This window comes from Candidatus Tisiphia endosymbiont of Empis tessellata (assembly GCF_964031035.1).
Taxonomy (GTDB): domain Bacteria; phylum Pseudomonadota; class Alphaproteobacteria; order Rickettsiales; family Rickettsiaceae; genus Tisiphia.
The window spans coordinates 1,324,796-1,349,159 of sequence record NZ_OZ034997.1 but is presented as its reverse complement, the minus strand read 5'-3'; the positions used below and the strand labels follow the sequence as shown (position 1 = coordinate 1,349,159).

Below are 24,364 nucleotides of genomic sequence, written 5' to 3'. Positions count from 1 at the left end.
GTATTCTTCACCTTTGCGATACTATTTTTTTATAATAGACTGCTTATTCAATATTTGTGCTACTTCTAATGCAGCATAGCTAACAATGCCCTTTGCTCCAGCACGCTTAAAACATACCAATGATTCTATTATGCTTGCTTGCCAATTTAAGGCATTGGCATCTGCCGCAAATCTTAACATGGAATATTCACCACTTACCTGATAAGCAAATATAGTAGTATTAAAGTTATTGACCGCTTGTGCTATGATGTCTAGAAACATCATACCAGGTTTAATCATAATCATATCTGCACCTTCGGCAAGATCATGTTCTATCTCTAACATAGCTTCTCTGCTATTACGTACGTCCATTTGGTAGGTCGCTTTATTTAGATAAGCTGTCTTATTATTGTTCAATGCATCTCTGAATGGACCATAAAAACTTGAAGCATATTTTACCGCATAAGATAGTATATTAACGTTAATAAACCCTTCTGAATCTAGTATTTGACGTATGCCCATAATCCTACCATCCATCATATCAGATGGGGCTACAATATCTACCCCAGCTTTTGCTAAAACTAAAGCTTGGTTGCACAAAGCTTTAACCGTTCTATCATTATCTACATCCCCATTACGTAGAATACCATCATGTGCATGGGTAGTGTAAGGATCTAGGGCAACATCACATATTATACCAATATCGATGTTGGCATTTTTTATACTTCGTATAGTTCTACACATTAAATTGTCTAGATTATATGCTTCATCAGCATTATCGCTTTTTAATTTTGGATCTATACAAGGGAAGAGTATTATAGCATTTATGCCATTTTCATAAGCCTGCCTAGCCGTCAATACTACTTGATCAATAGATAATCTATATACGCCAGGCATAGTTTTGATCTCTTGACGCTGGTTCTCGCCCTCAACCACAAATAATGCTAGCACCAAATCATCCACGCCAAGCCTATTCTCCACTACTAATTCTCTTAGCCACCGCGTTTTTCTATTTCTTCTTAATCTTATTGTTGGGTACATCACTTTTCCACGTTTTTTTGTTTAATAGCACTAGTCTATTATTTTTCATTCAAAGCCGCAAGTAGGCTTTTAATTACCCTGTCTTAATGTTTACCTCATAACTTCTAGTTACTACTTATATCACAATTAATGCACCCACTAAGCGATATTTAACATTTAATCGATAAAAATTATCATTTTCTTCACTTAACCTGATAATTCAGTTATCTTTAGTCTTTAAAGACTCTCCTGTTCTTAATTACTTTGTTTTTATTATAGTAAGATTAAGCCAAATCACTGTACTTCTTTTCCATTAATCCTTTCTAGACAGATTTTTTTGTCACTGTTTTTAACTTCTTTACTCGATCAATAAGGTAAAGTAGCTGTTCTTTAGTTATTTTATAATCTTTGTTATAGCGAGCTTCAATATAAGCCTGTTCAAGTAATCTAAAACATTGCCTTTGCTCAACGCTAGAATGAGGAAATATCTGCCATAATTCTTCATTGTAATTTCCTGCTATACTACCTAATTTTCTTATATCGTGTAACTTTGGCTTATAGCCAGAAAAAACTAACAGGATAGCATTATAAAAACACTCAGTAGCTTGATGAACTAAAAAGGCTGATAAAGGATATTCACCCCTTTTTATTGGGTATTTACATTCAATGAAAAAACCTGTGCCTCTTTCAAACCAGTATTTATAATCTTCTTTAGCTATCTCTCTTCTTTCTCCCCATGGTAAGTTTTTAGCTTCTGCCAGCTGAAATTCACCGCTATCATATAAGAGAATTCCTTCTTTTTTTATATCGGAAAAGAAATAATGTCCCTTCTCTAACTGACTATTTACCGTCTTGATTGATTCTAGCACTAAAGTTACCCATAAGTCAAAAGGACTTCTTAATGATTTTTTTTCTAACCTTTTTTCTATTTTATCTTCTATTGATAACCCAGCAAGACCGGCATATTTACCTTTCTTCATCACCAACATAATATCGAGATCACTTTGATATCTATAGGTAATATGACCTTTTTTATACTCATCTTGTACCCAATCTCCCCTAGCATAAGAACCAAATAAAATAATCATCGCTATCTTATCTTTTCCAACTGCTAAGATTTCTTTTACAATCTCATCAAGCTTTTCTTGAATTATCATAGAACGGCTAGGTAAGGTAGTTTTCATATAGATTTATCGTTATATTTTGAGAATATATTATATAATTTTACTTATTTTGTTGGCAATTTAACTAGAAGATTCCTTAAAAATTTGCTTTATGCATAATTATCTCCAATCAGTATGTTTTAACATAAACTTGTTGATATATGTCAAAGCCAGCTGGATTTAGCTTGTAATCAATTTCTGCTTGCTCTAAATGTTTCAATGTTTTAATGCAATCTTCTAAGTTAACCTTATTTAGAGCTTGCTTAAAATTTGGCACATATTTATAGAAAATTGGGGGAGATACTGATTTTATAGCCATATCTATATTAACACCCATTGCTAATTTATTCAATACAGTGTATAGATTTAGATAATACCTGATTAATGCTCTGATAATTAGCACTTCATTAATATTTTGTTGTTTTAGTTTGGTGAATTCTTGTAAAAAATTATCAAGATTTCCTGAGGAAAAATAAACGCATAAATTATCCCCATTCCCTGTAAAATCATCACTAACTACAGCTAGTGCGTCATCCAAGGTGATTTGATCTTTATCAAATGTAAAATATATTAACTTATTGATTTCATTAATTAGTGTTTGATGGTCACCTTTTAAACGATCTGTTAAATAGTTAACAGTATCTTCACTTATAACCTTACCAACACTGTTACATTTTTGTAAAATTATCTTAGTAATTTTGTGTTCATCATCGTGATAGCAAGCTAGAGAAGCTAGATAAGTTTCAGTTTCAAAAAACTTACGTATACTAGAAGCAGCTGATAATTCATCAGCAATAAAAACTAAGAAATGCAATGACTCTTTACTGAGAGCCAGTTTTAAAGATTTATCTATAGACTCGCCAACTGACCTTACTATAATCAATTGTTTTTGCATAAAGAAATTTTGGGTATTAACTAAAGTCTCGAGAGATCGATTTTTAATTTCAGAATATTCTATAGAGGTTTTTAGTAAGTCAAATTTCTTCACTAAAGTCTTACAAACTTTATCAATGTACCCTTTATCTGGACCATAAAGCAACAGAGCCTTAATTTGTCTATTTTCTACCTTATCAAGTAGCTGAATGATTTGTGATAGGTAAAGCTTCATCTTTAATTCTATTTTGTTAAAACAAACTGATTCTTTTTAGTAATTTTGTCGTCAAAATTTGCTTCCGTTCCTCACGTACATTAAGTACGTTGCGGTACTCAGCTACATTTCTCCTAAAAATTCCTCAAAAATTATTCAGTTCGTAGGCACTCTCTTAAAATATAAAATTAATCTTGCTAGGATATCATCTGCTCCTTGTTTTGTAAGGTCTTTCAATGCTACTTCTTCATCTATATAGCTATGATATGGTAAAGCAGCTGTACTATAAGAGGTTATATGACTAAATGTTCCTGTTGTTACTTCTCTATTAGTAACAATATCAACTAACCTATATTGAACAGTTTGACTGATTGCTTCTCTTAACACATCAGAATTCTTTTGAAGAATAAGTGGTAAACGTTTGTTGGTAAATTTTACCTTTAATAAATACTTTGTTGTGGTTGTTGTAGACCTTGGTAAAATACTCGATAAATAGTAACAAAATTCTGCACCTTCAATAGATGCTATTGGTTCAATTTCAATGCTACTTAATTGGCTTAATTCCTGCGTGCTATATTTATTACTATATACAGGTTTTAAACTACAAGAGGTAAATAAAAATAAGTAAGCAAGAGCTAATAATAAATTTAAACGTACCATATTATATTTACCATTTTTAACTATTAGCTACCTCCTGAGATTGTCCACTATCATTGTTATTTACCTTACGTTTATTATAGTTACGTACTCTAGAGGGGCGAGAATAATTTGATTTTTTCTCAATATATTTACGGCTTGACTTATTGGTGTCAAGGTCATTATCTCCGTTATCCGATTCATTTACCACTACTGGCTTATTAGTTTCTTTAATAGAATCAATTACCTCTTTATCAATTTTTTCTATATCCTTATTTGATTCACTACTAGTTTCTAATTTATTAGGTATTTTCCATTTTTGCTTCTTCTTGTTAGGAACAGGAGTCTCTTTAATACTCTTTTCTTCTTGATAATTAGAGGACTGATTCTGAATTAATGGCTTATTACCAGTTTCTGTATGGCTAGATTTCTTCGGCAATTTTATTTTTTCAATTGAATAATTATCAGAAGTGGCAGAAGGATCAACGTGGAATTTTAACTTTAAATTATATTTGTCTTCAATTAGAGATATTTCTGAACGTTTATTATTCAGTAAATAGATAACTGAATGAATATTAGCAAAAATATTTACTAAATCAATATTTTCATTAAAAATTTCATTTTCTACTGTACGTAGAATCAACATAGCATTTGACTCATCTGCCCTAACAAGACCCTTACCGTTACAATATGAACAAATCGATGAATTTGATTCCAAAAATGAAGGGCTTAATCTTTGACGAGACATCTCAAGCAAACCAAATTGACTAATATGAGCAGTTTGAATTCTTGCACGATCTCTACTTAGAAATTCCTTAAAAGACCTCTCGACAATCCTACGATTTCTAGCCTCATACATATCGATAAAATCAATAACCACTAAGCCTGATAAATCTCTTAATTTAATTTGCCTAGCAATTTCTCTAGCAGCTTCTAAGTTAGTCTTTAATGCCGTTTCTTCAATATTTTTTTCAGAAGTTGCTTTTCCTGAATTAACATCAATTGAAATAAGTGCTTCTGTTGGATTTATCACTATATAACCACCAGAAGGTAAAGCAAAAACTGGTTGGTATAGTTTTGCTAGTTGTTCCTCAACAGCAAATTTTGTAAAAATTGGCACCTTATTTTTGTATTCTTTGAGCTTAACCAAATCAATAGGTAATATATCCTTCATGAATTTCACAGCATTTTGATAAGCCCCACTACCTTGTATTATCAACTCTTTAACAGTAGGATCACACATATCTCTTATGACTTTTTGAATTAGACCATCTTCTTCATGTATAAAACAGGGAGCTACAGATTTAAGACTATTCTCCCTAATTTTATTCCATAATCTTGCTAAATAATCATAATCTCTTTTTATGTCTAAAGTAGTACAGCCAGCACCAGCTGTACGAATTATGATACTTGACCCACTACTGTTATTATTTGCAGTTATTTTACTGACTATATTCTTAAGCCTTTTTCGCTCATCAGCATTGGATATCTTCCGCGATACACCATTCTGCAATGGAGTATTAGCCATCAGAACGCAATACTTTCCCGCAAGAGATATAAAGGTTGTAAATGATGCACCTTTATTAGCTCTTTCCTCTTTTGTAACTTGAACAAGCATAACTTGTCCTTTTTTTATTACTTCTTGAATTTTGTATTGCTTTTGTTTATTGTCTTCCTCTCTATCACTTTTGTCTACACTTATTGTTTCAATATCATTATCTAAGACATCCAAATTAAATTCTACCTGAATTTTTTCGTCCACTAATCTTTCTATGGCATTTAAATCAATTTCTTCACTATCTATTATCGGATTATAATCCCTCTTTGTTTCAGATTCTACAAAATCATCTTGGGTAATATCTAAAAGAGAAATTTCTTGTAATTTATTTATAGAAGTCAAAGATTTAAGATCAGATACTGGTACATTATAATAATATGGATGAATTTCATTGAAAGGCAAGAATCCACTTTTGTCCGGACCATAATCTATAAAGGCAGCCTGCAACGCTGGTTCAACTCTTATAACTTTTGCAAGATATATATTACCTTTGATTTGTTGTTTTATGGCTGTTTCATATTCAATATCCTCGATATTGTTACTATGATTCAGTAAAACCACCCTTGTTTCATTAGGGAAGTTAGCATCAACTATAATTTTTTTACTCATTAATTTTTTACTCGTAAATTTCTAGGTATACTCTTCTGCTCCTACGAATTGTTTTTTGAAAATATCATGGATTTGCATGCGTAACTATACTATATGTACGTCTAGCATACTCACCATTCATTTTCGAATCCAATTCTTCAAATCATTTGAGTATATATCTCTAAGCTCTGTAAATTTAGCAATATTAGAGAATATTATAACAAATTTAAAACTTAATATTAAGTTTTAATGAGAAAACATTTAACAAGTACATTAACCTAACAAATAACTAAAAAACTCTACTTAACCTAAATTCGATATAACATTACTATGCCATTGATCATTCCTAGCTAAAAGCGGAAATCCATGATACCTAACAGTTATTCAGGCTGTTTGGATTCTACAGTGAAGCGTGGATGACATCGAGAACTATTATACCTACTTGGTTATATAATATTTTATTAATGGTCAAAATAACAAATTAATTAGACAAATCATAATGAGTGATATAATGTACTTTTGGTTATATAAAAACCTCTGAAACGCCTCTCAACTAACAAAATTTATATACGATGTAATCTAGTTTAGCAAACAATTATTTATGACCCAAAATAATCATTTAAAAACAGTTTTGCTATTGTTTCTTAGCGTATTTCTTTTTGAATGTATCACTTACATCAATGCAATTATAATGCCAAGTTTTCTGCTAAGTAAAGGCTTATCTGGGGAGGAACTAAACCATATCGAATCAATCGAAATGTTAGGTTATATAATAGCTGGTTTATTCTTAACCCCATTAATTAACAAAATCAGTGATAACAAAACTACCATTATTAGTTTAGTTATACTTATAATAGGTATATTAAACATAATTATGATGCAGGACTACACACTCCTTAGAATCAATTTTATTGTAATGGCCTCTGCATACTACACTTATATAACCATAACTATCATAAAAATTATAGAATCTACCAATAATTACAAATATTTCTCTCTTATCATTTTTTCTTTGTTATGGATAGCTGGGTATTTTACAGTTAATTCACTAACCGACTTTTTCGTATCAGCCATAAACGGGTTATTATTATGCATATTACTTTATAGTTTCATTATTATAACTTGCTTACAAAGAGAGAGTGTTAATAAAAATACAACTTTAGTTTCTAGGTTTTCATTCTTAATAGAAAATATAGAATTACAGATACTAACAGGCTTTATGGTATCTTACATTACTTTCGATATATTGTGGTATTATGAAGAATTTGCATTGGAAAAACATCTTCCTGTATCAAAGATAGAATCTATTACACATTCTACACTTATAAGCATATTTTTCTTGATATCACCTGTTATTCTATTATTAAAAATAATCAATAAATATCTTGCTAACTTAATATTGATAATTATCCTTTTAGTCAGCTTTATTCTTTTACCGAATTATGGGGTAACTTTAATAGGTAATATCTATCTCCTTTCTACAATTGGCGTATGTTTATGTGCTATTTTTATTTGTAACATATTAATATTATCCAATAAATTTGAGACACAAGATTTTAGAACCGCACTTGTAATATATTTAACTATGTGTGCTATTGGTGCGTATTCTGGAGCTTTATCTTCATATATATCTTATGGCCTTTCTGATGAACAAGGTTTTTTATTTTCTACATTTAGCGTTGTTGGAACTTTTGTACTTTATTATTCTTGGTATTTTTTTAAACGGAAATTGTACAGGTGGTAGGGGTATAATCTAAACAGTTTCCCAAGACTAAATTGCTACTCGGAGTACGAGTGTCAAGTACTGGAGCGTACAACTAGTCACACTACTGGACAAAAGAGATGGTGTGGTTGCAAGAGCTAGTAAATAGAGTATTTTATAAAATGTTTATTTATAGCATATGCAATGGCAATAAAAATAGGAGCAATTGGAGAGCAAGAGCAACCGATAAAAATGAAGAAAACGCTAGGATGTAGGAGTTATTCTGTACTACAGTTAGGTATAAGATCAATTAAACAAGCTTATAGTCGTTCTAAGCAATTTTTTGATTCCTTAATCATAAAATTGTTTAAGTTACACTTTGTGCAACCAACCTAACCTTTTTGTCCAGTAGTGTGACAACTAGTACATGAGGAGCAGAGATATTTGGTCGCGAGAACGCCAATTCTTGCAGTTCACCGAGTATACTAGTGATCCACACGGGTAAAGCCTGTACGGGGATGACATCAAACCTATTACATCGAACTCAGGTTTAAGTTGCTATGAAGATTTATGAAAAAAATAAGACTTGACCAGCATTTGGTAGAATGCCAATTAGTTGATGATATTAACGTAGCACAAAGCTTAATAATACAAGGCAAAGTATATGTTAATCAGCAGCAAAATACTAAACCAGGTACTGGCATATCAACTGATACTCGTGATATTATTATAAAACGCCCGATACATGATTATGTATCACGAGGGGCGTTAAAGTTAATTGCTGCTCTAGACCATTTCAATATTGACCCACAAGGGCTAGTTTGTCTAGATATAGGCTCTAGTACTGGTGGATTTACTGAGGTGTTGCTCCGTAGGAATGCTGAAAAGATTTTTGCAGTAGATGTAGGATATGGTGAACTACATCATAAGCTACGTAATAATCCTAGAATTTCAGTAATTGAAAGAACTAATGCCCGGTATTTAACAATTGAGCAAATTAGTTTATCACCAGACCTGATCGTTTGCGATGCTAGTTTCATTAGCCTTACCACCATATTACCCACTGCATTTAGTCTGGCAAAAGATAATTGTAGTTTAGTTGCTTTAATTAAGCCCCAATTTGAAGTGGCAAAGAATGAGGTAGGGAATGGTGGCATTGTTAGAAACCAACTCTTACACCAAAGAGTATGTGATAAAATTCAACAATGGCTAGAATTAAACTATAATTTTAACATATATGGGATAATACCCAGCCCTATTCTAGGGGCAAAAGGCAATCAGGAGTTTTTAATTTATGGACAGCGTATAGTCAATTGATGAGAATTTGGTAACATCGTTTTCGATCGCTCGCCTATTCTATAGGCATCGCTCCACCGTTCCTAGCATCAAATTCTAGTAAATTGACTATAACACCTATGGACCTTCAGCAAAAAAATATAAAACTCGATAATCAAGTTTTTTAGAATTATTAAAAAATATGTCATTGCGAGGAGTGCGTAAGCACGACGAAGCAATCCAGTAACATCATTTATAGATACTTTTTACTTACAATTGCTTCGCTTACGCTTACAATGACGCTGTGGTATTCTGTGTTTATATTGCACGAGGCGGTAACTGAAATTTCTCTTGTTCATTAACAATAGTACTATTCACTCTATTATTAGTGTCGCTTTTACCAACTTTCCTATTAGGATCATTTACCTTTATATCATCATAATCTTCACTAAGAAATTTTCTTTTCATTTCTGATTTATTGAGTACACTCTTAGTTTTATTAGTTTCTAGCTTTTTAATTGTTTTATGACTATCTGTTTCTATTGGTAACATATCAGCACTTTGTGTTTTAACATTTTTCCCCGCAGGACAACTATATTTTTCTAAATCTTTTTTAGTTTCATGCAGCATAGCTTTAATTTGCTCTAGCTCTTTGTACAACTTACTGTTTTCCTCATCACTATTTCGCTTTTTTACCCTATCACTTGCTAAGTTCAATGAAGGATAATCTTTATCTTGATTTAACTTCTGCCTTCTTTTGCGATCTGCATCCTGTTTTACCATCTTAAGATACATCTGACGATTTCTTAAAGTTGGATTAATTGTTTCCGTATCAGCTTCACTAAGTAAATCTTCCTCATCGTCATCAAAATTTTCTTCCGTGACGTTTCTTTTTGCCATTGATATATACTTCTTATTATAAAGAGGCGGTCGCTTACCACCTTCAAAACCTTTTGTATCTATAATTTTATTATTAGCAGATTTTTTAAAATATCCTCTAAAACCATCAGTACAACCTGAAAGTAGGAACAATCCCAAAACTGTAATAATAGTTTTCCTTAACATAAAGCAATCCAATAATTTTTTAATAAGCCATAATTAATGACACAGAATTATTAAAGTTGCAAGAAGCAATTCCCTCAACTGAATTAAAAAGTCAGCTTATTATTTCTTCTACTGCATCAGCTAAAACCTTACTCCCATCATTTTTCCTTTTTAATAACTCAATAGATGTTTTTTTTAGTATATCACGATTTTTTACCAGCACTAAGATTTTATCGGCTAATTTTTCTGCTGTGATTGTACTTTGTTCAAAACACCACCCTGCCCCACTATCTTCTAGAGCCTTGGCATTATAGAATTGATGGTTTTCGCTAGCTGAAGGTAGTGGAATAAAAATCGCCGGCAATCCTACATAACAAAGCTCAGAAATAGTCGATGCCCCAGCTCTTGATATTACTAATTCTTGACTCGCATATTGCTGTTCCATATCATAAAAAAAATCTGCTAATTTATATGGAATTTTCAACTGAGCATAAATTTTCGCAATATTATCATGATCTTCTAAGGGAGCTTGTTGGGTAATATGCAATTTAATATCAGGATTTGATTGCACTAATATCTGAATAGCTTCAGGTATTAAAGTAGAAAAAACCTTTGCTCCTTGGCTTCCTCCAAAAATAAATATTCGGAAAGTGTCATTATTAAAATTTTCCCTAACTTTCAGGTTTTTAACATTTTCCCGTACTATATTTCCTATAACCAATTTCTTATTCTTATCAAGAATATTATAATTTTTAGTTTCATCATATATAAGTGCAACTTTCCTAGCATATTTTAAGAAAAATCTATTAGCTTTACCAATAAAGCAATTTTGTTCATAAACTATGATAGGAATACGTAAAAATACTGCAGCAAGCAATGGAGGAAAAGTCGGATAGCCACCAAACCCAATTATAGCATATGGTTTAATCTTCACTAATAGCAATAACATCTTAAAAGTTACAAATAACAAAGAAATCAATAACTTAAACCTATTAATTAACCCTTTAGGTGCTAATCTAAAATTTATTATATGTGGTATAAGCTTTAAATCTTCAGTTAAATATTTTTGGCATCTAACATCGGTGATAAGGTGCAACTCATACCCTCGCTGCATTAATTCTTCACCTAAAGCAATAGCGGGAAACAAATGACCAGCTGTACCACCACCAGCAACAATTATGTTCTTCATATGTCAATATCTTGAATTTTATACTTACTAAGAGAGGTTTTATGTTTGGTAAAACCAAGCAGCATCCCCGTAGCAATGGCTATAGCAAGAGTTGAAGAACCACCATAACTAATAAAGGGTAACGTCATACCTTTGGTTGGCAATAAATTCAAGGTTACACCAATATTAATGATTGCTTGTAACCCTATTTGGGAAATAATACCACTTGCTGCTAATTGAATAAATTTATCTTCTTCATTAATAAGTTTAAGTAAACTACGAATAACTATAAAAGCAAATATCCCTACAATGATTAAACAAATAATTGCCCCAAATTCTTCACCAGCAACAGCAAAGATAAAATCAGTATGCGAATCCGGCAATACTTGTTTTACCGCTCCTTCACCAGGACCACGACCGTATAAACCTCCATGCTCAAACGCCCTGATTGACTTACCAACTTGGTAATTACTACTACTATCAGTATCCAAGAAACTATTAATCCTTTTTGTTACATGAGGAAGCCAAAAGTAAGCTGCTGTAACCCCAAATACCAACATAAAAGCAGCAAGTATAATCCAAAATATCGGCATACCAGCAATAAAAAGTTGAATACCAAAAACAGCAGTCACCATCACTAACATACCAAAATCTGGCTGGATAATTAATAATAAAGCAACGATACTATAAAGACTTATGCAAATAGAAAAACTTGGAATTTCATCTTCAAATTTCAGCGATAATATCCAGCCTGCCACCACTGCAAAAAATGGTTTTACAAATTCTGAAGGTTGTACAGAGAGACCTAGAATATTAATCCAACGAGTAGCCCCCTTAACCTCATAACCATAAAATCTAACTAAAATTAATAATAATATACTACCAATAAACCCTAGAATTGAGAATCTCTTTAACCATTTTCTTGAGAAAAAAGAAAAAAAAATGATTAGTAACAAAGCACTAGCAAGGTAGAATAATTGTCTAGATGCAAAATAATACTCATTAAGTCCAATTCTATTTGCTACTGCTGATCCTGATGTAGTAACCAACATTATACTAAACACAAATAGGATTACTAAAGCAATAATCATTTGCTGGTCAATACTACGCCACCACCATTTTATATAGTTGTTAGACAATTCATTATTATGATTATCTTTGATCATGGGTAGCAATAATATTATATAATTTAATAAATAATTCTCCGCGCTCTTCAAAATTTTTAAATTGATCGTAGGAAGCACAAGCTGGGGCTAGTAGAATATTCTTTATACCCCCCATATCCTCCATTGCATCTCTAAAGGCAGAATTAAAAGCCTCCGTTAAATCTTGACAAATCTGGTAATCTACCTTGCCATTAAGGAATGATGCAAAAAGATATTTATCTTGACCAAAAAGATAAGCCTTACGAATTTTATAAAACCATGGTTCTATATCTGTTATTCCTCCTTCTTTTGCTATCCCCCCAGCTAACCAATATATATTATCAAGCGATGAGAGGGATTTAGAAGCAGCAATACCATTGGTAGCTTTGCTATCGTTATAAAAATTTATTCCTTGTATACTCTTCTGCTTTGAAAAATCGGTTTCGCAAAACTGCGGGGTATTCGCGTACTCACGTACTTCATGTACGCCTAGTCCGCTCACCCCTTGTTTATTGTCCCCATTCTCCAAATCATTTGAGTATATTGTACCAACATATTGCATTCTATGTGGTAACCCCTTAAATAGCCCGATAGCGGCAATTATTTGTTCTGGTCTTGCCCCTATAATTCGACAAGCTGCATAACTAGCGGCAATATTTTCTTGATTATGTATACCTTGTAGATAGTTATTATTATGGAAATTAATAGTAATAGGTTCAAAAATATTGTCATAAATAATATTATTACAAATTGATACTCCTTTATTAAGAACTTCACAAGTAGAGATTGGTACTACATTTGTTCTATTTTCCTTTTGTAATTCTAGAGAAATATTCTTGGTAATTTCATTATCAACACTAATTATAGCAAATGAATCTTTATCTATTCGATCAAAAATCTTTTTTTTAGCAGCAATATAGCCTTGCATATTATTATGTCGGTCTAAATGATCTTGCGTGATATTAAGAAGCACCACAATTTTGGCTTTAAAACTGTTTAATAAATCTAATTGGAATGAGGATAGCTCCAATACATATCCTTTACTATCTAACCTCATAGCCAAAACAGGAAAACCTATATTTCCTCCAACTTGATAATCAAAACCACAAGATTGTAAAATATGACCGGTTAAAGCAGTGGTAGTACTCTTACCATTAGTACCAGTTATGCCAATGAAATTAGCTGCCTCAGCCTCTCTTAACCTAACTTCCTCAAATAACAGATCTATATCTGAAGTTATCGGTATATTATAAGAATTAGCCATTGTAACAATGTCATGAAACAAAGGAATACCTGGACTCAGTAGAATCTTATCAAGATTTTGCCACTGCAGATCAGATAAGCTAACAAGACTATCACCCCCATAGATTTTGGTAAAAGCATCCCGACTGCTCTTTGCTTGATCATAGCAAATTACTTTAGCTACTTTATTCAGTACTTCCCAAGCAGCTATACCAGTCTTACCCAAACCAACTATACCTATCTTCTTATGTTTTTGTGAAAGAAACGATGCCATAATTTTTAGGCTTACCTTGTTTTACTTATGTTTACTATTTACATTACTGAGCTGCATTTTGACTAAAAATTACTCAAATAATTTAGTAAGATTGTATTTTTTCTAAACTCATCAAGGGTTTTTTCTTTATCACACTTGGTGAAATAATAAGAAACAAGAACTATATTAACTCCTTAAGATTTCAAGAATTTTGTTGCTGAATTTTCAGCAATCTCTGACTTATTATCAAGCTCATTACTTAAAGACTTTACATTACTTTTAAATTGTTTAAATTTTGCTAATTGCTTGCCAGCAAGTTCTATGCCTGGAGTAGATTTAACGTGCATAGGGTTTATGTTCTTACCACCTATTTTAACTTCATAATGTAAATGTGGTCCAGTAGTTCTACCAGTACTACCAACATACGCAATAACTTGACCTTGTTTAACTATACTTCCTAGCTTAAGATTTTTAGCAAAATTAGAAGCATGAGCATAAGCAGTTGATAGATTTTGACTATGTTTAATCTGTATAAATTTTCCGTAGCCAGATTTCCATCCTATTTCAGTTATCACCCCATTACCTGCAGCATAAATCGGCGTACCAGTTGGAGCAGCAAAATCAACACCTTTGTGCATTTTAGTATAGCCTAAAGTAGGATGATGTCTATTACCATAATGAGAAGAAACTCTAACTAATTTAACAGGTGTTCTAAGCAAACTTCTTTTGACACTTTTACCATCCTCAGAAAAGAAATCATGATTATTTTGTGCATTATTTGGAGAATATCGAAAAATATTATATTCCTTACTAGATAAATTAAGTGATACATATAAAACCTTACCATGATGAGAAAATTTACCATCCTCGGTAACAAATTTTTCGGTTATAACAGTTACAGTGTCACCACTCTTAATTTGACGTTGAAAATCAATTTGATAACTATATGAGTTGATCATTTCAATTATACTATTACTCGATAACCCTAACGATTTTAAAGCTGACATAAAGTTTGAATTAATAACTACCGACGATTTAGTTAATAGCTTATTGAAAACTTTAGTTACGTCTCTTGCAAGGAAATCTTCACCTTCTCTAATAATTTCTAAAGATTTGACTTTATCATACGCTATAGTCAGTTTATTTAATGTACGTGATTCAGAAGCAAGGTCTTCATCATCTTGTTCCGTAATGTTTATCTCATAATCAAAAACAAGTTGCTGTCCTATCTTCAGGGAAGATTCAATATTCTTGTCTTTTATTAGTTTTACGATTTGGTTTATTTCATTATTTGGAATTTGTTGCCGTAAAAGTATTGCCTTTAATGTATCACCTTTTTTGACTGTTATAATTTGGGAGATTTCATTTGATAGTTCTTCTGAAGATTCAAGTATCTCTGGCTCTGCTATAGTCATTGACATAGTATCACTAACGAACTTATTGATCGATAAAGATACAAAAGTAGCAAACCCCATAAAAAGGAATATAGAAAAGTATGAAAAAATGACCCTAAATTTAAACTTAATCTGCGGGTTTGTTAATATAAGGCGGATAATAGATTGCATTAATGCTAACTCTAGTGATATTGATTCATAAGAAAACAAATAACTAACCAAAAATTTAAATATTTTTAGTTTTCATTTGATCTTTATGTAGTGATCCTACCAATATGGAGTATAGAAAAATAAATTACAATAAAAATATTACTAAAGTTTTACTTATTTTAAACTACTAGCGATGAATTACACTATCATAATCATAAAATTTTATATATACAATTTTGCTGCATGCTAGTATAATTCAGCACAGTCCAAATTCGGTGAAATTATAGATTGCTTCGTCGACCTACGGTCTCCTCGCTAATAGACGTTTTATAGACGTATATGTCTATTAGCGAGCGAACGTACATGAGTGTGGCAATCCATAATATTAAAGCCCATTCGAGATAAGAATTAGTTAATTCTTATCCCGAATTGGGGCAAATTATAACTTAAAGAATTGTTATTTTCGCATGTTGCAGAAATTGATGAAGCACCTTATATTTGCTAGTATAATGGGGTTTTTATGTATTCTTTCTTCTTATGGACAAGCTGAAGATACTACCCAAAATATGGAATTCCTTGATACTACAGATGAAAGTAATGAATTAGAAAAAGATCATAATTTTACTGAGCATGTTGCTGATTCTAATAACTTACCTAATATACAAAATAATGTTGAACATTCAGAATTAAAAACTTACAGTATTGGTAAGGTTATTGCTTTAAATAAAATCACAGCAACATCAAAGGAGCTGGTATTAAAGCCTAATGAACCACAATATTTTGGTAATATTCAAATTAAACTTCATAAATGTATTAAAAATCTTGATCCTTACAATGAGGATAATTACATGCTATTAACCATTACAGAGCATAAAATTGATGAGGATGCTATGTTAATTTTCCAAGGATGGATTATCTCGTCAAGTATCTCAGTCTCCACCTTTGAACATCCTATTTATGAAATCTTTGCTAAAAATTGTTTATAGGATATTTAAGAATGATACAATCCCTGTTTTACATTTTAGTAATGCTATTTCCAGTAGTTGGATTGATTTCTGGTTTTTCTGCTGCAGTAACAGTTCCTCTGTTGTTATTAACTATATTAATTGCTTTGCGAGATAAAATCTTTATTCATTTTAAATACGCCACTATTAAAAAAACTTTGTTATCCAATTGGAAACTGGAATTACTATTTTGTCTTTGGTGTCTTATAACAAATTTTTATTCACCTAATTACCCCTCCTCTTTATTTAACTATCTACAGGTTTGTTTAATTGTTCTAATAGGATTTATCGTAAATAGCAATATTGACAAATTATCCATAAATATAAGTAAAATAAAAATATACTTTATTATAGGAATAATAGCAGCAATTGCTTTGTTTTTTATAGAATACGTATCTCACGGTATTATAACAAGGGCTTTCCGTACTATTTTTCAGCCAAAATCTTCAAATCAATTCTTTTTATTCATTCTTGACCGTGGGTGTTCTTTATTATCAGTTCTTTCATGGGTAGCGATAGCTATAATTATATCATATCATAGATATTTATTAGCACTAATATATTACCTGATAATTTTTTATTTGCTCTATATCTCAGATAGCCTTGCAAGCTTTTTAGCATTTACCGTAGCTGGATTAGTATTTTTAACAAATAGGCTGTTAGTAACCAAATCACTGCAATCTGTTTTTTTGAAATTATTTACCCTTGCTATGATATCTGGTTCAATATTGATGCCGATAATTGCCTATAAAATACAACCACATTATGCCTCAGATTACTATGCCAAGTTTCTACCAGACTCTGCTAAGCACCGTGTATTTATTTGGCACTTTGTTGTTGAACAAATTATCAAGAAACCAATTTTAGGTCATGGATTTGCTTCATCAAGAAATTTTAAAATTGATGAGAAACAAATGATTAGCTATAATCAGTGGACGTGGTCTCCCCTTCCTCTACACCCACATAATAATATAATGCAAATTTTATTGGAAATGGGCTTAATAGGTTTGATATTATTTTTATCTTTAATTTACAAATATATTCAAAAAATTAGTAATATATCCTTAGTGCAGTCTTCTAAAAGTGGTAAGATGAATTTAACTGGTGAGGAGATGGATATAGATACGTTAAATTACAAGTCAGTTGCCTATGCTTGCTTTATAAATTATTACATAATAGGTATGATTTCATTTAACATTTGGCAAATATGGTGGGTTTGCAGCTCTTTTGGAGCGATGATTTTGTTTAAGTTACTTCTTTCAAAATCACAGGAGTACAATTACTAATGTTGGAAACATCTAATATTTTACAGGAATACTTGCCTATAGCTGTGTTTTTTGGTATAGCATCAGTTTTGTCATTGGTAATAGTTACATTGCCAAGGCTTTTAGCTCCTCAAAAATATAATAAGGCTAAGTTGGATAGTTATGAATGCGGATTTGAACCTTTTGGTGATGCTAGAAGCAAATTTGATGTACGTTTTTATCTAGTAGCTATTTTATTTATTATTTTTGATCTAGAAATAACTTTTTTGGTGCCATGGGCTATTACGCTTGGACAAATTGGTAAATTTGGTTTCTTCTCAATGATGTTTTTCTTATTGGTACTTACCATCGGTTTTGTATATGAATGGAAAAAAGGAGCTTTAGACTGGGAGTAATGACATGCAAGCAAAGATAGATCTATATGATCAAGATAAGCTCCTTGAAGAAGAAATTTCAAATCGAGGATTCCTTATAACTAAACTCGACGATTTGATAGGCTGGGCTAGATCTAATTCACTTTGGCCTATGAGTTTTGGTCTTGCATGTTGTGCAGTAGAAATGATGCAAGCTGCTGCTAGCCGCTATGATATGGATCGTTTTGGCATGTTGTTTAGACCAAGCCCTCGTCAATCTGATTTAATGATAGTTGCAGGGACATTAACAAATAAGATGGCTCCGGCTCTTAGAAAAGTTTATGACCAAATGACTGAACCTAAGTGGGTTCTGTCAATGGGAAGCTGTGCCAATGGTGGTGGTTATTATCACTATTCATACTCAGTAGTACGTGGCTGTGATCAGATTGTTCCAGTAGACGTATACGTGCCAGGCTGCCCTCCAACTGCTGAAGCTTTGATTTATGGTTTAATGCAGTTACAAAAGAAGATTAGAAGAACTACTAGATTTAGAGAAGGTGACAATGAAAAATATCATTGACGACTTAATAAAAAATCAGGAGCTTGAGATAACTGCTTTGCCTGTAAATAATTTGAATATACATTTTACTAGCTATAAAGCTGGTATAGAAAGTTTGCTACCATTTTTATCGGCAATTAAGGAATCTGAGGATTTGCGTTTTACTGTGCTAACAGATATATTTGCTGCTGATTTCCTAAACCGCTCTAATCGGTTTGAGATAGTGTATAATTTACTGAGTCTTAAATTAAATAAACGTATATTAGTAAAAATTGAGGCTGGAGAACATGACACAATCCCCTCAGTTACCAAAATATTTAGTGCTGCTTGCTGGTATGAACGCGAAGCATATGATATGTTTGGAGTAATTTTTGCTGGGAGTCATGATAATCGTCGTATTCTAACAGATTATGATTTTGTCGGTCATCCTCTCAGAAAAGACTTCCCATTAACGGGTTACGTGCAGGTTAAATATGATGAGAATCTTGCAAAAGTAGTATATAAGCCAGTGAAACTCGACCAACCATATAGAGAATTTGATTTTTCATCAAGTTGGCAAGGACCAAGTTATATATTACCTGGAGATGAAAAGGCGAAGTGAAATAACTGTCACCTTTGTCTTTTTGATTATGGTATACTGCTCGTAAATGAAGCGTTGGTAGACGATAGTATAACTTCAAGAAGAGCTAGGCAGTAGCAAAGTCGAGCGGCGTAGCGTACATGAGTAACGGAGCAGCTTCGATCTTTGGTCGCGGGAACGCCAATTCTTGAAGTTCTACCTGAGCATATATTCCAGGGAAATAATACTTGCAAAATTGCTTTTTACTAATTATGTTACTAATCATGTTAATGGTGCAATTAGTTTCATAATTTTATTTTAAAAGATATCATGTTAACAATACTAGACTTAGAAGATTTTAAAACCAGTAAAAAAAATAATTCAAAGAAGTTGTTTTCAGCTGTTAGTGGTGATTTGCTGGATGCAATAAACGCAGGTAGTTTTTCTAGGTGTTACAGTCTTATCTTACGGTCTTTCGATGACTATAATTTAAAGCAAGTAAATGAAAATTTGCATGAATGTGCAGTATTTGACTTGGTATTAAGTCTATTACAGCATAAAACATCTGATGACTGTAATAAAATTCCTTAAAACCCTAGGGCAAGCCATCAGTGATTCAGATGTTGACACAGGATAGTGGTTATGTGCTTGTGCACAGGCAAATTAGTTTTCAAGGTTATATGATTCTTTAAGAAATTTGAATGGTTTTGAGCTAAACTATAGTTTAGCTTGTCATGATGCTTCAAATCTCGTCAGTACTCCTGAAAATCTAAATACTAATGACAGACAAAACAGTAACTGCGATGTTGCTCTTGTAGGTGTAGAGGAGTCAATTAATCTATTGGCAGAATGAGATAATAGTTAAATATCTACAAATGTCATTGTGAGGTGACTAGCTACGACAATTTAGCCTAATGACGTCTAAACATAATAGCCCTCTTTCGAAACTCTACTTCTGCTGGTAATTTATTCATGCTCCCGGTACTCTGCTCCCATAGTACCCTACATTTTTTATGCCACTGTTGTTAAGAGGTCTTCCGAGCGTCATTGCGAGGAGTCGCTGAAAGCGGCAACGCGGCAATCTAGGATACGCGAAGCGTTACTCTAAAAAAACAGCTTCGCTGTTTACCTAGATCGCCACGGCATCTAAAGATGCCTCGCGATAACGATTATAAAGAAATGTAGGATACTATGCTTAAACCTTCTCGGATTAGCTTTATCTATATAGGATTTTACTATAATTATCTTTTATCAAAAGGAATAAATTCTCTTTGTACATACCCAGTATATAATTGCCGAGGTCTGCTAATTTTTTGTTCAGGATCTTCATGCATCTCTTTCCATTGTCCCATCCAACCAACAGTTCTTGCTATAGCAAAAAGCACTGTAAACATCTGTGATGGTATCCCCATAGCTTGATAAATAATACCAGAATAAAAATCAACGTTTGGATAAAGCTTACGATCTATAAAATATTGGTCATTGAGAGCAATTTTTTCAAGCTCAGTAGCGATTTGGAGTAATGGGTTATTATTTTCTCCTAATTCATCTAATACTTCTTTGCAGGTCTCTCTAAGTACAACTGCTCTTGGATCATGATTTTTATAGACTCGGTGACCAAAGCCCATTAAGCGGAAAGAATCATTTTTATCTTTTGCTCTTGCAATATATTGTGGTATACGATCTATTGTCCCAATCTCTTTCAGCATATTAATTACTGCCTCATTTGCTCCGCCATGTGCTGGTCCCCATAAAGATGCTATGCCAGTACTGATACAGGCAAACGGGTTAGCACCGGATGATCCGGCTAAACGTACTGTTGAAGTGGAAGCATTTTGCTCATGGTCAGCATGGAGAATAAATATTTTATCTAAGGCGTTCTTTACTACTTGGTTTACCTTATATTTTTCACAAGGCGTCGCAAACATCATATGGAGAAAATTTTCAGTAAAATCTAAACTATTATCAGGATATATAAAAGGCTGGCCTATTGAATATTTATATGCCATTGCTGCAATAGTTGGCATTTTTGCAATCATTCTAATAGCAGCTAACTCGCGTTCATTTTCTTCTACATTTAAAAAACTTGGATAAAATGCAGATAAAGATCCTACCACAGCCAACATAATTGCCATAGGATGAGCTGAGTGACGGAAAGCCATAAATAAACTTCTAAGCTGCTCATTAACCAAAGAGTGATTAGTAATTTTCTGAGAGAAAGATTTATACTGATTAGTGGTTGGTAATTCACCATTTAACAGTAAATAGGCGACTTCTAAGAAATTACTTTTTTCTGCTAACGTTTTAATATCATATCCTCGATGTCTTAATATCCCTTGATCCCCATCTATGTACGTCATTGCAGATTTACAAGCTGCTGTAGACATAAAACCAGGGTCATAAGTGAAATAGCCTGTTAATGAATATATACCGCTAACATCAATAACATCTTGACCAATCGATGCTTTTTTTATTGGTAAATTAAAAGACTTATCACCTATTTTTAATTCAACATCTTCTACTTTCATATATCCTCATTTTATCATATAGCTAACCCTATTAGGAGTAATGTATAGTCTAGGTTAACTATACTACTATATCATATTTTTATTGCCCACTAATACCAAAATGCTAATATTTTACACCGAATTATATGTATCTTTATCTAGAGTACCTTCACTGTTATCAATAATCAAGGTAATTGTTGCATCACCTGTAATATTAATGGTGGTACGTAACATATCTAATATCCTATCAATTCCAGCAATTATAGCAACACCTTCAATCGGTAAATGGATTGAAGACAGAACCATAGGTAGCATTATTAAAGAGGCTCCTGGAATACCAGCACCACCTATAGATCCAAGAGTTGAGGTAATAATAATGACTAAATAATCATGCACCGCTAAATCTATACCCATCATTTGAGCAAAGAATATGGTGGTAAGAGCCAAATTTATAGCAAACCCATCCATGTTTATCGATGCCCCAAGTGGCAATATGAAAGAAGTGCTAGATTCAGAGATGCCTAGACGTTCACGACAAACTTGCATAGTTGTAGCAAGCGTTGCTTTGCTACTAGAAGTAGAAAAGGCAAGTATTTGGTATTCCAAACTCTTTTTATAAAAAGGTAATGGTGACATTCGACAAAATACATAAATTAACGCACCAAAAATACCATATTGACATATCATGGCAATCACTACGGCAGCAACTAATTTTGATAAACTAATCATTACATCAAAGCCTTGCGTACCGACTACCCAAGCCGTTAAAGCAAATGCACCATATGGAGAAAGTTGAATGATCATTGAGATCATTTTTAACACCATTTTTGATAATCTATGAAATAAATCTTTAATGGGTGCAGCACTAGTTCCCATTTTATTTAGTATAAGTCCAGAAAATATTGCAAAGAATACAATTTGTAAAACATTAGAATTGGCAAAAGCCCCTACGACATTATCAGGCACAATATTCACAAAAAAATCAATCATATTAAAGGATTTCTCTTGTGAAATATTTGAGGCAACATCAAAGTTAATATGAACACCATGACCTGGCTTTAATACAAGAGCAACTGTAAGACCAAAAACTACGGCAAAAAAAGTAGTTCCTAAAAAAGCAGCAACAGCCTTTATTCCTACTCTGCCAAGAGAAGTAGGGTCACTCATGCTAGTTATGCCTGCTACTAAACTAAAAAATATTAAAGGAGCAATAATCATTTTAATCAAACGCAAAAAAATATCTCCTACCGGTTTTATATAAGATACATATTCAGGAAAATATATACCAAACATTATACCTAGGATTAATCCCAAGGTAACTTTTTTCCATAATTTCATTGTTTTACTTAATTAAATTAAAGAGTGTTTTGATCCGACATCATCCTGAATTTATTTCAAGATAGCACTACTTGTGTTCAGGATAACACCAATTTTGGAATTCTAGATATACTCTTCTACTCCTATGAATTGTTTTTTGGAAATATCATGGATTCGCATGCGTAACTATACTATTATGTACATTCTGCTTGCTCACCATTCATTTTCAAATCCAATTCTTCAAAGCAGAAGAGTATAACATCGCTGACTTAAACTCAGGAAGCAGTGGACTATATAGTTTGAGTAAATCTTAGCTCTAATAAACACTCTCTTAAAATTAGATACTTTGAGTTACCCAATTTAAATAGCTAGACAGCCCATCTTGAATGTCGAGCTTTATTATTTGAGGAAGATCATAATTATGTATATCAGTAATCACCTTTTCTATTGTATTGTAGTTATCAGACTTAGCCTTTATCACAATACGATATTCTAGCACAGAAGATATCTTGCCTTCCCATTTAAAATAGCTGACTATATTATCTACTTGTATGCAAGCAGCTAGATTTTCTTCCAATAAGCTAGTTGTTATTTTGTCTACCACCTGCTGGTCATTGGTCGTAGTTAAAATCACACAACATCTTTGTACCACTTATACCTCAACAAAGCAATTAGGTGTTTCAAATAATTTGACTTTTGTAATAATAAAAGAACTATTAGTAAATAATTTTGGTAAAATATTCAATTTTAAGTATAGTGCTATATTTTCTGCAGTTAGATTTTCCTGCATATAATATATTTTTTGACCAGTCCAGTCACATATTCTATCCCCCATTTCTCTATCATTTTGGTGTAATATAATATTATGATCAAAATTATCATCTATCCACTTTTGTATTATTGACTTCATGTAACCAAAATCTATAACCATACCAAGATTATCAGTAACATTTGATTCCACTGTAACTTCAAGGACATAACGATGACCATGTAGAAATTGACACTTATTCTCATGTCCAACCACTCTATGACCTGCATCAAATTCAATTTTACGAGTACACTTTATCATCATTAACCTCAAGTATAGATGTAAGACATCGGTTTAATAGCCTAGGGTATCATCCATGCACTTTTGATATCATCTTAGGCGTATAGGCAGCTGGTATCTAAGAAAATAGCCTAGAAGGATGTTATATCTATAGTATCTACATTTTTTATATAACCACTATTAAAATGGCTGCTGATCGTCTATTAGCGAGGAGTCGCGAAAAAGCGGCGACATGGCAATCTAGGATACGCGAAGCGTTACTCTAAAAAACAGCTTCGCTGTTTACCTGGATCGCCACGGCATCTAAAGAGCCTTGCTATGACGATTATAGAAAAATGTGTACTATGA

General features: G+C 32.4%; 23 protein-coding genes. 9 read left to right on the top strand and 14 right to left on the bottom strand.

Going from position 1 to position 24,364, the window contains the following annotated elements:
- Nucleotides 1–21: 21 nt before the first annotated feature.
- From hemB to AAHM86_RS07015, 5 genes are all read right to left on the bottom strand, one after another.
- Nucleotides 22–1,020, bottom strand: a complete 999-nt coding sequence (hemB, locus tag AAHM86_RS07035) for a porphobilinogen synthase (RefSeq protein WP_342267795.1) — start codon at nt 1,018–1,020, stop codon at nt 22–24.
- 302 nt (nt 1,021–1,322) lie between these two features.
- Nucleotides 1,323–2,183, bottom strand: a complete 861-nt coding sequence (locus tag AAHM86_RS07030; protein WP_342267794.1) for a HEPN domain-containing protein — start codon at nt 2,181–2,183, stop codon at nt 1,323–1,325.
- A 109-nt stretch (nt 2,184–2,292) separates the two neighbouring features.
- Complete coding sequence (gene holA, locus AAHM86_RS07025; protein ID WP_342267793.1) at nt 2,293–3,270, bottom strand: DNA polymerase III subunit delta; 978 nt, start codon at nt 3,268–3,270, stop codon at nt 2,293–2,295.
- 135 nt (nt 3,271–3,405) lie between these two features.
- Nucleotides 3,406–3,909, bottom strand: a complete 504-nt coding sequence (locus AAHM86_RS07020) for a hypothetical protein (protein ID WP_342267792.1) — start codon at nt 3,907–3,909, stop codon at nt 3,406–3,408.
- Between the two features lie 16 nt (nt 3,910–3,925).
- The gene (locus tag AAHM86_RS07015; protein ID WP_342267791.1) at nt 3,926–6,052 is read right to left on the bottom strand and encodes an Rne/Rng family ribonuclease; all 2,127 of its coding nucleotides are present in this window, start codon (nt 6,050–6,052) and stop codon (nt 3,926–3,928) included.
- A gap of 580 nt (nt 6,053–6,632) precedes the next feature.
- Here AAHM86_RS07015 and AAHM86_RS07010 point away from each other — a divergent pair.
- From AAHM86_RS07010 to AAHM86_RS07000, 3 genes are all read left to right on the top strand, one after another.
- Nucleotides 6,633–7,775: an MFS transporter gene (locus AAHM86_RS07010; protein ID WP_342267790.1), complete on the top strand. Its 1,143-nt coding sequence runs from the start codon at nt 6,633–6,635 to the stop codon at nt 7,773–7,775.
- Between the two features lie 162 nt (nt 7,776–7,937).
- The gene (locus AAHM86_RS07005; protein WP_342267438.1) at nt 7,938–8,129 is read left to right on the top strand and encodes a hypothetical protein; all 192 of its coding nucleotides are present in this window, start codon (nt 7,938–7,940) and stop codon (nt 8,127–8,129) included.
- A gap of 174 nt (nt 8,130–8,303) precedes the next feature.
- Nucleotides 8,304–9,050 carry a TlyA family RNA methyltransferase gene (locus AAHM86_RS07000; protein WP_342267789.1) on the top strand — a complete coding sequence of 249 codons (747 nt, stop codon included), beginning with the start codon at nt 8,304–8,306 and terminating at the stop codon, nt 9,048–9,050.
- Between the two features lie 276 nt (nt 9,051–9,326).
- Here AAHM86_RS07000 and AAHM86_RS06995 read toward each other — a convergent pair whose 3' ends face one another.
- From AAHM86_RS06995 to AAHM86_RS06975, 5 genes are all read right to left on the bottom strand, one after another.
- Nucleotides 9,327–10,073 (bottom strand): hypothetical protein, encoded by a 747-nt coding sequence (locus AAHM86_RS06995; RefSeq protein ID WP_342267788.1) that lies wholly within the window; start codon nt 10,071–10,073, stop codon nt 9,327–9,329.
- Between the two features lie 91 nt (nt 10,074–10,164).
- Nucleotides 10,165–11,241, bottom strand: a complete 1,077-nt coding sequence (gene murG / locus AAHM86_RS06990; RefSeq protein WP_342267787.1) for an undecaprenyldiphospho-muramoylpentapeptide beta-N-acetylglucosaminyltransferase — start codon at nt 11,239–11,241, stop codon at nt 10,165–10,167.
- Nucleotides 11,238–12,386, bottom strand: a complete 1,149-nt coding sequence (gene ftsW, locus AAHM86_RS06985; protein WP_342267786.1) for a putative lipid II flippase FtsW — start codon at nt 12,384–12,386, stop codon at nt 11,238–11,240. The genes murG and ftsW overlap by 4 nt, the downstream gene beginning before the upstream one ends.
- Nucleotides 12,373–13,881 carry a UDP-N-acetylmuramoyl-L-alanine--D-glutamate ligase gene (gene murD / locus AAHM86_RS06980; protein WP_342267785.1) on the bottom strand — a complete coding sequence of 503 codons (1,509 nt, stop codon included), beginning with the start codon at nt 13,879–13,881 and terminating at the stop codon, nt 12,373–12,375. Before murD ends, ftsW begins: the two co-directional genes overlap by 14 nt.
- A 173-nt stretch (nt 13,882–14,054) precedes the next feature.
- Nucleotides 14,055–15,425 carry a M23 family metallopeptidase gene (locus AAHM86_RS06975; RefSeq protein ID WP_342268408.1) on the bottom strand — a complete coding sequence of 457 codons (1,371 nt, stop codon included), beginning with the start codon at nt 15,423–15,425 and terminating at the stop codon, nt 14,055–14,057.
- Nucleotides 15,426–15,913: 488 nt separating this feature from the next.
- Between AAHM86_RS06975 and AAHM86_RS06970 the strand changes: the two genes are divergently transcribed.
- From AAHM86_RS06970 to AAHM86_RS06945, 6 genes are all read left to right on the top strand, one after another.
- Nucleotides 15,914–16,390, top strand: coding sequence for a DUF2155 domain-containing protein (locus AAHM86_RS06970; RefSeq protein ID WP_342267784.1), 477 nt, complete (start codon nt 15,914–15,916; stop codon nt 16,388–16,390).
- Nucleotides 16,391–16,401: 11 nt separating this feature from the next.
- The gene (locus tag AAHM86_RS06965) at nt 16,402–17,694 is read left to right on the top strand and encodes an O-antigen ligase family protein (RefSeq protein ID WP_342267783.1); all 1,293 of its coding nucleotides are present in this window, start codon (nt 16,402–16,404) and stop codon (nt 17,692–17,694) included.
- The gene (locus AAHM86_RS06960; protein ID WP_341747807.1) at nt 17,694–18,068 is read left to right on the top strand and encodes an NADH-quinone oxidoreductase subunit A; all 375 of its coding nucleotides are present in this window, start codon (nt 17,694–17,696) and stop codon (nt 18,066–18,068) included. Before AAHM86_RS06965 ends, AAHM86_RS06960 begins: the two co-directional genes overlap by 1 nt.
- Before the next feature lie 4 nt (nt 18,069–18,072).
- Entirely contained in the window at nt 18,073–18,606 is a 534-nt protein-coding gene (locus tag AAHM86_RS06955) for an NADH-quinone oxidoreductase subunit B family protein (RefSeq protein WP_342267782.1), read from the top strand.
- On the top strand, nt 18,584–19,186 hold the full coding sequence (locus AAHM86_RS06950; RefSeq protein ID WP_410521551.1) for an NADH-quinone oxidoreductase subunit C: 603 nt from the start codon (nt 18,584–18,586) through the stop codon (nt 19,184–19,186). Before AAHM86_RS06955 ends, AAHM86_RS06950 begins: the two co-directional genes overlap by 23 nt.
- Before the next feature lie 288 nt (nt 19,187–19,474).
- Nucleotides 19,475–19,735: a hypothetical protein gene (locus AAHM86_RS06945; RefSeq protein WP_342267780.1), complete on the top strand. Its 261-nt coding sequence runs from the start codon at nt 19,475–19,477 to the stop codon at nt 19,733–19,735.
- A gap of 650 nt (nt 19,736–20,385) precedes the next feature.
- Here the strand turns inward: AAHM86_RS06945 and AAHM86_RS06940 are convergent.
- The 4 genes from AAHM86_RS06940 to AAHM86_RS06925 form a co-directional block, all read right to left on the bottom strand.
- Nucleotides 20,386–21,672, bottom strand: coding sequence for a citrate synthase (locus AAHM86_RS06940; RefSeq protein ID WP_342259520.1), 1,287 nt, complete (start codon nt 21,670–21,672; stop codon nt 20,386–20,388).
- Between the two features lie 111 nt (nt 21,673–21,783).
- The gene (locus AAHM86_RS06935) at nt 21,784–22,989 is read right to left on the bottom strand and encodes a dicarboxylate/amino acid:cation symporter (protein WP_342267779.1); all 1,206 of its coding nucleotides are present in this window, start codon (nt 22,987–22,989) and stop codon (nt 21,784–21,786) included.
- A 316-nt stretch (nt 22,990–23,305) separates the two neighbouring features.
- Nucleotides 23,306–23,620, bottom strand: a complete 315-nt coding sequence (gene cutA, locus AAHM86_RS06930; protein ID WP_341751789.1) for a divalent-cation tolerance protein CutA — start codon at nt 23,618–23,620, stop codon at nt 23,306–23,308.
- The gene (locus tag AAHM86_RS06925; protein ID WP_342267778.1) at nt 23,621–24,037 is read right to left on the bottom strand and encodes a 6-pyruvoyl tetrahydropterin synthase family protein; all 417 of its coding nucleotides are present in this window, start codon (nt 24,035–24,037) and stop codon (nt 23,621–23,623) included.
- Between the last annotated feature and the right edge of the window lie 327 nt (nt 24,038–24,364).